Source organism: Streptococcus pluranimalium (genome assembly GCF_047785745.1).
GTDB classification, from domain to species: domain Bacteria; phylum Bacillota; class Bacilli; order Lactobacillales; family Streptococcaceae; genus Streptococcus; species Streptococcus pluranimalium_B.
Map to the genome: position 1 here is coordinate 1 of NZ_JBLOJT010000083.1, position 8,111 is coordinate 8,111.

General features: G+C 37.5%; 11 protein-coding genes and 1 pseudogene. 10 read left to right on the forward strand and 2 right to left on the reverse strand.

The window, feature by feature from the left end; genetic code table 11:
• The coding region (locus ACMZ6U_RS08085) for an LPXTG cell wall anchor domain-containing protein (RefSeq protein WP_416107770.1) at window positions 1-220 on the forward strand (220 nt) is incomplete at its 5' end.
• Window positions 221-399: 179 nt separating this feature from the next.
• On the opposite strand, the pseudogene ACMZ6U_RS08090 reads toward ACMZ6U_RS08085, so the two are convergent.
• Window positions 400-1,440: pseudogene (locus ACMZ6U_RS08090) on the reverse strand (IS256 family transposase); the annotation flags it as partial.
• Between the two features lie 322 nt (window positions 1,441-1,762).
• Between ACMZ6U_RS08090 and ACMZ6U_RS08095 the strand changes: the two are divergent.
• From ACMZ6U_RS08095 to ACMZ6U_RS08130, 8 genes are all read left to right on the forward strand, one after another.
• On the forward strand, window positions 1,763-2,290 hold the full coding sequence (locus tag ACMZ6U_RS08095; protein WP_416107772.1) for a YqeG family HAD IIIA-type phosphatase: 528 nt from the start codon (window positions 1,763-1,765) through the stop codon (window positions 2,288-2,290).
• Window positions 2,290-3,408 (forward strand): ribosome biogenesis GTPase YqeH, encoded by a 1,119-nt coding sequence (yqeH, locus tag ACMZ6U_RS08100; RefSeq protein ID WP_416107774.1) that lies wholly within the window; start codon window positions 2,290-2,292, stop codon window positions 3,406-3,408. The genes ACMZ6U_RS08095 and yqeH overlap by 1 nt, the downstream gene beginning before the upstream one ends.
• A 21-nt stretch (window positions 3,409-3,429) precedes the next feature.
• Entirely contained in the window at window positions 3,430-3,750 is a 321-nt protein-coding gene (yhbY, locus tag ACMZ6U_RS08105; RefSeq protein WP_416107776.1) for a ribosome assembly RNA-binding protein YhbY, read from the forward strand.
• Window positions 3,751-3,785: 35 nt separating this feature from the next.
• Window positions 3,786-4,418 carry a nicotinate-nucleotide adenylyltransferase gene (locus tag ACMZ6U_RS08110; RefSeq protein ID WP_416107778.1) on the forward strand — a complete coding sequence of 211 codons (633 nt, stop codon included), beginning with the start codon at window positions 3,786-3,788 and terminating at the stop codon, window positions 4,416-4,418.
• Entirely contained in the window at window positions 4,415-5,008 is a 594-nt protein-coding gene (gene yqeK, locus ACMZ6U_RS08115) for a bis(5'-nucleosyl)-tetraphosphatase (symmetrical) YqeK (RefSeq protein WP_416107780.1), read from the forward strand. The genes ACMZ6U_RS08110 and yqeK overlap by 4 nt, the downstream gene beginning before the upstream one ends.
• Window positions 5,009-5,010: 2 nt before the next feature.
• A complete protein-coding gene (locus ACMZ6U_RS08120) occupies window positions 5,011-5,469 on the forward strand; it encodes a cysteine hydrolase family protein (RefSeq protein WP_416107782.1) in 459 nt (152 codons plus the stop codon).
• A gap of 56 nt (window positions 5,470-5,525) precedes the next feature.
• Window positions 5,526-5,879, forward strand: coding sequence for a ribosome silencing factor (gene rsfS / locus ACMZ6U_RS08125; protein WP_104968378.1), 354 nt, complete (start codon window positions 5,526-5,528; stop codon window positions 5,877-5,879).
• Window positions 5,880-6,066: 187 nt separating this feature from the next.
• On the forward strand, window positions 6,067-6,810 hold the full coding sequence (locus ACMZ6U_RS08130) for a class I SAM-dependent DNA methyltransferase (RefSeq protein ID WP_416107784.1): 744 nt from the start codon (window positions 6,067-6,069) through the stop codon (window positions 6,808-6,810).
• Window positions 6,811-6,970: 160 nt separating this feature from the next.
• Here the strand turns inward: ACMZ6U_RS08130 and ACMZ6U_RS08135 are convergent, their stop codons facing one another.
• On the reverse strand, window positions 6,971-7,063 hold the full coding sequence (locus tag ACMZ6U_RS08135; protein WP_416107786.1) for a putative holin-like toxin: 93 nt from the start codon (window positions 7,061-7,063) through the stop codon (window positions 6,971-6,973).
• Between the two features lie 245 nt (window positions 7,064-7,308).
• On the opposite strand from ACMZ6U_RS08135, the gene ACMZ6U_RS08140 reads away from it, so the two are divergent.
• On the forward strand, window positions 7,309-8,111 hold an 803-nt coding region (locus ACMZ6U_RS08140; RefSeq protein WP_416107788.1), incomplete at its 3' end, for a hypothetical protein.

Consider the following 8,111-nt stretch of genomic DNA (forward strand, 5'->3'; position numbering starts at 1 on the left):
TGATCCAGCAGGTAAAGAAGAAATTCCTGACAAAAAAGCTGAAAACCCCGCTGTAAAACTTGGTAACAAGAAAGCAGTTGCTAAGAAAGATAGCAAATACGCAAAAGATGCAACTCTTCCTTCAACAGGTGATAACAGCTCAGCTACTTTTGCAGTTGCTGGATTAGCCATCATGGGACTTGGTCTTGCAGGTGTAGCAAAACGTAAATTCAACAACTAATTAGATACAACTTTATCATTTAATTAGTTAATATTTAAAAAAGGGTGGACTTTTGTCCATTCTTTTTTATTAGGTACTGTCAATAATTTTGTGTAAACACCTAATCGAGTTTCTAAATGTTAATCAAATAGACTATCGAGGGTATTAGAACACGCTCCAAAACCTTTATGAACACGGTGTCAAAACTTGAAATTATAGTCTTCAAAAATAGTTACCAAACATCGCTCAAGTGATTCTTCATTTGGAAATACTACTTTCTTTTTACACTGTCTTTTAATTTCTTTATTCAGTGATTCAATCAAGTTAGTCGAGTATATGCTTGGCCAAATACAGTATGGGAGCTGGTAAAAGGTGAATAAATTCTCTGTATTTTCAAGGGACTCCGTCACCTTCTTATAACAAGGGTTCCACTCATCCATAAACTGTCTCAATAACTTTCTTGCTTCCTCAAAGCTAGTTGCTCGATAAACCTGTTTAAACCGCTCAATAATAGGAGCGCTGTCTACACGTTTGACTTTACTCGACATATTGCGAGCAATATGAACTAAGCAACGTTGCTGTTTTGCTAAAGGATAAACGTGTTGGATGACTTGCTCCAAGACATTGAATCCATCAGTGACAACTAGAGACACTTGCTGGACTCCTTGCCTTTGAAGTCGATTGAGAAGGTCACTCCAAGAAGTATTATTCCCATTTGGTGCCATCTCATATCCTAAAACGGATTTATAGCCCTCAGGAGTAATCCCAAGAGCAATATGAACGCATTCTTTACTAACTGTTCCTCGGCGCAAAGGTAAGTATGTCCCGTCAAGATAAAGCACGGAATAGTTTTCCTTAAGTGTGCGCTCGTGAAAAGCAGTGACGTTCTCTTGCGTTACTGTTGTGATATTTGACACAGTCGTCGGACTATAGTGATGACCATACATTCGTTCGATAATCTCGCTGATGTCACGAGTTGTGACACCAGTTTGGTAGCGTTTGATAACCATTTCTTCTAGATGGTCATCACGTCTAGTATAGGACGGCAAGATAGCTGGTGAAAACTCACCATTTCGATTTCTTGGTATTGCTAAACTCACAGTTCCATATTTGGTTTCAAATTGACGAGGATAGGTGCCATTGCGGTTATTACCTGTGTTATAACCACTTTTCTCATAGGGTTCATATCCGAGAAAAGCTGATAATTCAGCTTGCAAGAGCTCATTCATGGCTGTCTCTACTCGATTGTTTTAGATTCCAAGATAAACTAGTTAAAGTATAGTGTGTGACGCATTATATTTATAAATATTTTCCTGATAGCAGCGCATTTTCATTGTTGAGTTTTCGTTTCATTGTTACTTTTTCAAGTTTATTATAGTTGGCGTATCAATCATTAATTAATGCTATTTGACTATCAAAGTGGCGACTACTTTGGTTGAAATCCATGATTTTTTGTATTGAGTAAGAACAACTAGACTTTCTATAAAAAGAACTTTGGCATTTTCCCAAAGCCTTTAAAGTATGCTATAATAAAGAGTAATATTATATTTTTTGGAGAATAGATTGGCTATTGAAAATTATAGGCCGGACCATGTGGTTGAGGCTGTTTATGATTTGCGGGCGGACGATTTAATCCGCCAAGGTATTCGTGCGGTCTTAGTAGATTTGGACAATACCTTGATTGCCTGGAATAATCCTGATGGTACAGATGAGCTAAGAGCTTGGTTGGATGAAATGACACAAGCTGATATTCCAGTTGTTGTGGTCTCTAACAATAATCATGCACGTGTTAAACAAGCGGTGGAGCGTTTTGGTGTAGACTTTGTCAGTCGTGCCTTAAAGCCTTTCACCCGAGGTATTGATATTGCAATAGGGCGCTATGGTTTTAACAAATCAGAAGTTGTTATGGTTGGTGATCAATTGATGACGGATATTCGTGCAGCACATCGTGCAGGTATTCGTTCTATTCTTGTGAAACCGATTGTGCCATCAGACGCTTGGAATACAAAAGTGAACCGTGCACGCGAACGCCGTGTCTGGGCTAAACTAGAAGCCAAATACGGGAAAATTATCTATCAAAAAGGAATTTAATGGAAGATTTAATGTGTATTGGCTGCGGAGCCAAAATTCAAATGGAGAATAAATCAGAAGCAGGTTATACACCGAAAAGTGCTTTAGAAAAAGGACTAGAAACTGGTGAGTTATACTGTCAACGTTGTTTCAGACTACGTCACTACAATGAAATCGTTGATGTTAATATCTCAGACGATGAATTTTTAAAACTCTTGCATGAAGTTGGTGATAGTGATGCCCTAGTGGTTAATGTCATTGATATTTTTGACTTTAATGGCTCAGTCATTCCTGGCTTGCCACGCTTTGTATCTGGGAATGATGTCCTTCTTGTTGGCAATAAAAAAGATATTTTACCCAAGTCTGTCAAAGATAGTAAAGTTACCCAGTGGCTAACTGAGAGAGCGCACGAAGAAGGTTTCAGACCGGTTGATACCATCTTGACCAGTGCTCAAAATAAAGCAGCTATTCGTGACTTGATTAATGCTATTGAAAAATATCGCCATGGACGTGATGTCTTTGTTGTTGGGGTAACCAATGTTGGTAAATCAACCCTTATCAATGCTATTATTCAAGAAATCACAGGGGATAAAGATGTGATTACAACATCACGCTTCCCTGGAACAACCCTTGATAAGATTGAGATTCCGCTGGATGATGGTACTTACATCTATGATACGCCAGGGATTATTCACCGTCACCAAATGGCGCATTATTTGACCGCTAAAAACCTTAAATACATCAGTCCTAAAAAGGAAATCAAGCCTAAGACTTATCAGCTAAATTCAGGGCAAACTCTCTTTTTAGGTGGTTTAGGACGATTTGATTTCGTTTCAGGGCAAAAGCAAGGTTTTACCGCTTATTTTGATAATAATTTGGAATTACACCGTACGAAATTAGAAGGGGCAGATGCTTTTTATGACAAGCATGTTGGTAGTCTTTTGACCCCACCTTCTAACAAAGAAAAAGCTGATTTTCCAAAATTAGTTCGCCATGAATTTACCATCAAAGATAAGACAGATATCGTCTTTTCGGGACTTGGTTGGATTCGTGTCAATACTACTACTGAAAATCCGACAGTTGTTGCGGCCTGGGCACCAGAAGGGGTGTCAGTGCTTGTTCGCAAAGCTTTGATTTAATAAATAGAAAAGAAAGATTTTATGTCACTAACAAGTAAACAACGTGCCTTCTTAAAATCAGAAGCGCATTCCCTAAAACCCATTGTCCAAATTGGAAAAAATGGTTTAAATAAACAAATTAAAACCAGTGTTCGTAACGCTTTAGATGCGCGTGAATTGATTAAGGTAACCCTTCTTCAAAACACAGACGAAGACATTCATGATGTAGCTGAAACGCTCGAAGATGAAATTGGTTGCGATACCGTTCTTAAAATTGGTCGTATCCTAATCCTCTTTAAAGAATCAGCCAAAAAAGAAAATCGTAAGCTCTCACCAAAAGTGAAAGCCATAAAAGCAAACTAAAGTAAGAAATCAAACGTATCGTGTAAGGAGTAGCTATGCCTATTGAGCTCTTAACTCCCTTTACCAAAGTGGAGCTAGAAGAAGAGAAAAAAGAAACTGACCGTAAACAGGTTGGTATTTTAGGGGGAAATTTTAACCCTGTTCATAACGCTCACTTGGTAGTCGCAGACCAGGTTCGCCAGCAATTAGGCTTGGATCAGGTTTACCTCATGCCTGAGTTTGAGCCACCTCACGTGGATCACAAAGAGACTATTGATGAGAAACACCGACTTAAAATGTTGGAGTTGGCTATTCAAGATATGCAAGGCTTGGATATTGAGACCATTGAGCTTGAACGTAAAGGTATTTCCTATACCTATGAAACGATGAAGCTCCTGACAGAGAAGAATCCCGATGTGGATTATTACTTTATCATTGGTGCCGATATGGTTGACTACCTACCCAAGTGGCATAAGATTGATGAGCTTATCCAAATGGTTCAGTTTGTTGGTGTTCAACGCCCCAAATACAAGGCAGGAACCTCTTATCCGGTTATCTGGGTTGACGTTCCACTCATGGACATTTCTTCAAGCATGATACGTGATTTCATAAAGAAAGATCGCCAGCCTAACTACCTCCTTCCAAAACCAGTCTTGGATTATATCGAAGCAGAAGGACTTTACCGATGAGTTACCAATCCTACACAGCTTATCATAGAGACCAACTCTTGGAAAAACTGCAGTCAGTGATGAGTGCCAAACGATTCACACACGTTCTAGGCGTCGAGCAGGCAGCTATAGAACTAGCCCGCTTAAATAGTTACGATCAAGTCAAAGCAGGCTTAGCAGGGCTACTACACGATTATGCCAAAGAAAGTTCAGACCAAGAATTTCTAGACTTGATTGACAAATACCAGCTTGATCCTGATTTAAAAAACTGGAATAACAATGTCTGGCATGGTGTGGTTGGTAGATATAAAATCCAAGAAGAACTTGGTTTAACTGATCCAGAGATTCTACGCGCCATTGAAATCCACACCATTGGTGCTGCAGAAATGACGACTCTAGATAAGATTGTTTATGTGGCCGATTACATTGAACATAACCGTGATTTCCCTTTGGTTGCTAAAGCACGAGAGATTGCACAGCAAAATCTCGATCAAGCAGTGGCTTATGAAACCATTAACACCGTAGCCTTTCTAGCTCAAAAAGCACAGCCTATTTATCCAAAAACTATCGAAACTTATAATAGTTTTGTCAAGTACATGAAGGAAGATTAAGGATGAAGCAAGCTTTATTGATGATTGATGTCCAGAATGCTTTGGTTGAAGCAAATCCTTATCAAATCACGGAAAGGATTACTATTTGGAAACGTGCAATAAGCTGGGCTAGAGAATCTGGAATAGAGGTTATTTTTATCCAACATCAGGATGATGACATTATAGAAGGTTCTCATGGTTGGCAGATTTATTCAGAACTTGCCCCTAAGCAAGCAGAAAAAAAGATTTCAAAGTCTTATAATAGTGCTTTTAAAAATACTGGATTGAAAGCTTACTTAGATGAAAAGGGGATAGAGTCGCTAATTATAGCAGGAATGCAAACAGAATATTGTGTTGATACGAACATAAAAGTAGCTTTTGAATGCGGATATACTATGTTTGTCATTGAAAATGGGACAACAACTTTTGAGGCAGACGACATAGAAACAACAACATTGATTGAGCATTACGAAAATATATGAGCAGATCGTTTTGCCGAAGTTGATTTTTTAGAAGAATTAATAAAAGAGGAAAAATAGTGAACAAAACAGAATTACTTGAATTAGTTGTCAAAGCAGCTGATGAAAAACGTGGGGAAGATATCCTTGCCCTTGATTTAGCAGGATTGACTAGTGTGACAGATTATTTCGTCATTGTTAGCTCAACCAATAGCCGCCAATTAGAGGCCATTGCAGATAATATTCGCGAAAAAGTCAAAGAAGCTGGTGGAGATCCTAGTCATATTGAAGGTGACAGCAAGACAGGTTGGGTTCTTCTTGACCTCAACGATGTCGTTGTACATATCTTCTCAGAAGATGAACGTTTCCATTACAATCTTGAAAAACTCTGGCATGAAGCTCCAGAAGTGGATGTCGCAGCATATCTTGCATAATATTTAAACCTTGCTTTCAGGCAAGGTTTTTGAGAATTGACAGAAAGGAAGGCGGTCACGGAGGTTCTCATTTGAACACACGCTAAAGGCGAAGACAGTGTAAAAAAGATAGATTGGCTTGTATCCAAGACCACTGTGTTAATCTCCTGTTTTTGCGGTGTCTTTGCCTACGTCCGCACGTTGTATCATGAACAAAAATTACGAAAAATTTGCATCAGTATACGATGCTATCATGGATGACTCTCTTTATGACTTGTGGACGGACTTTTCGCTCCGCCATTTACCAAAGTCAAACCATCGCAAAAAATTACTAGAATTAGCCTGTGGAACTGGGATTCAATCCGTTCGTTTCTCGCAAGCAGGATTTGATGTTACTGGTTTGGATTTGAGTCAAGAAATGTTGGATATTGCCCAAAAGCGAGCTGAATCAGCCAAGCAAAAGATTGCTTTCCAACAGGGCAATATGCTAGATTTATCAAGAGCTGGAAAATTCGATTTTGTAACCTGTTATTCAGATTCTATCTGTTATATGCAGGACGAGGTTGAAGTTGGAGATGTCTTCAAGCAAGTTTATGACAGTTTAGAAGAAGACGGTGTTTTCATTTTTGATGTCCACTCAACCTATCAAATTGATGAGGTTTTCCCGGGTTACTCTTATCACGAAAATGCGGAAGACTTTGCCATGGTTTGGGATTCCTTTGAAGATGAAGCGCCACACTCAGTCGTGCATGAGTTAACCTTCTTTATCCAAGATGATGATGGCCGTTTCACTCGCTTTGATGAAGTCCATGAAGAACGCACTTACGAAGTCTTAACCTATGACATTTTACTTGAACAAGCTGGCTTCAAATCCTTCAAACTCTATGCCGATTTTGAAGATAAAGCGCCAACTGAGACAAGTAGGAGATGGTTTTTTGTAGCGAGGAAGTAGTAGTCAGAGTTGACACTTTTATTAAATTGAGTAAAAATAACAATAGAAAAATCGTTGTGTTGACAACTCCTGTCTCTGAGACCGTTTTAAGGAAGGGATAGGATATTACAATCAAAACCTCAATTTCGTACCTGTCAAAGTTGGAAATACTGTCTTACTGTTATTTTTTACGGTTAAAGGTTAAAATTGCCAGTAAAAGAATGCCAAATTTTATCATAAGTTCAAGAGCTTCGTAAACTGACATGACAGTCATCTCTCCCCTGCTTGTTTAATGGGTTCCAATGAAAAAGCTCTGCTTTTTCTATCTACTAGCTCAACTCATCCACTGGAAGAGTTGAGTTTTCTGAACTTTCAGTAGACTATTCGTCAATGATTTTACGAATTTATGCTCAAGAGCAATCTTGTCTAGAGTGACTGAAAATTGACAGTGAAAGCCCTAAACCAAGGGCTTTTTGTGGTATAATTATGACAATCAATAGTGGTAGTTAAGAAGGAAATATGAGAGATATACTAACTAAGTTTAGAAAGTCGATTTTAGAAGTTTTAAATAAAGGAAAAGTAAAAGAAACATGGTGTTTATGGCTTCCTTTGCCTAATATATTATTTACAATCCTAGCAACTAATCTTGTTGGACAAGTATCACTTAGAACATTATTGGAATTTGCAAATCAGAAGCAAAGTTTTGTATTGGTTTTGTTGATATTATTTTCAATAATAAAGTCTTACTTAATCGGCAAATATACTGCTAAAATAAATAATAAAAGATTTAGTATTTTGTCATTTATCTGCCACTTACCTTCTTCTTTTTTCTTTATATGGATATTTTATATACATTGGACTAGTTTGAAAATAATACTATTTCTATTTTTTGATTTACTAGTTTGTTTTTTATCCAATTGGTTAATTGAGCGTAAAGTTCAATCACATATTCTCGCAGATATTGTCAGTTTATTCTTTTTTTGGGCATTAGTTTCTTTAGAAGTTGATACAGAAAAGGGATTAGTATCTCTTATTTTTGCTGTTCTGGTTGTAACATTACGTTCTCTTTTAGTAACAAGTTTTTACAATGGTATCCATATAGAAAGTTTTCTATTTGGTGAACAAAAGGCAGGTAAGTTTTATTGGTTTGCAGAGTTATTATCAACAGGTTTATTTTTAACTGTCCTATCTGCTATATTAGAGGAACTTTCCAAGCAAGTATCACTAGTAGTCATATTGTCTAGTATATTTGTTTATTATGTTTTTTTGTATATAAGGCTGTTTTTATATAAACAATTTGGTATTTCTTATAAAGAATTACT

Coding starts and splice junctions, on each gene's coding strand:
- yqeH (WP_416107774.1), top strand. CDS start 2,290: ATGGAAGATTTAATGTGTATTGGCTGCGGAGCCAAAATTCAAATGGAG.
- yhbY (WP_416107776.1), top strand. CDS start 3,430: ATGTCACTAACAAGTAAACAACGTGCCTTCTTAAAATCAGAAGCGCAT.
- ACMZ6U_RS08110 (WP_416107778.1), top strand. CDS start 3,786: ATGCCTATTGAGCTCTTAACTCCCTTTACCAAAGTGGAGCTAGAAGAA.
- yqeK (WP_416107780.1), top strand. CDS start 4,415: ATGAGTTACCAATCCTACACAGCTTATCATAGAGACCAACTCTTGGAA.
- ACMZ6U_RS08120 (WP_416107782.1), top strand. CDS start 5,011: ATGAAGCAAGCTTTATTGATGATTGATGTCCAGAATGCTTTGGTTGAA.
- ACMZ6U_RS08130 (WP_416107784.1), top strand. CDS start 6,067: ATGAACAAAAATTACGAAAAATTTGCATCAGTATACGATGCTATCATG.
- ACMZ6U_RS08135 (WP_416107786.1), bottom strand. CDS start 7,063: ATGACTGTCATGTCAGTTTACGAAGCTCTTGAACTTATGATAAAATTT.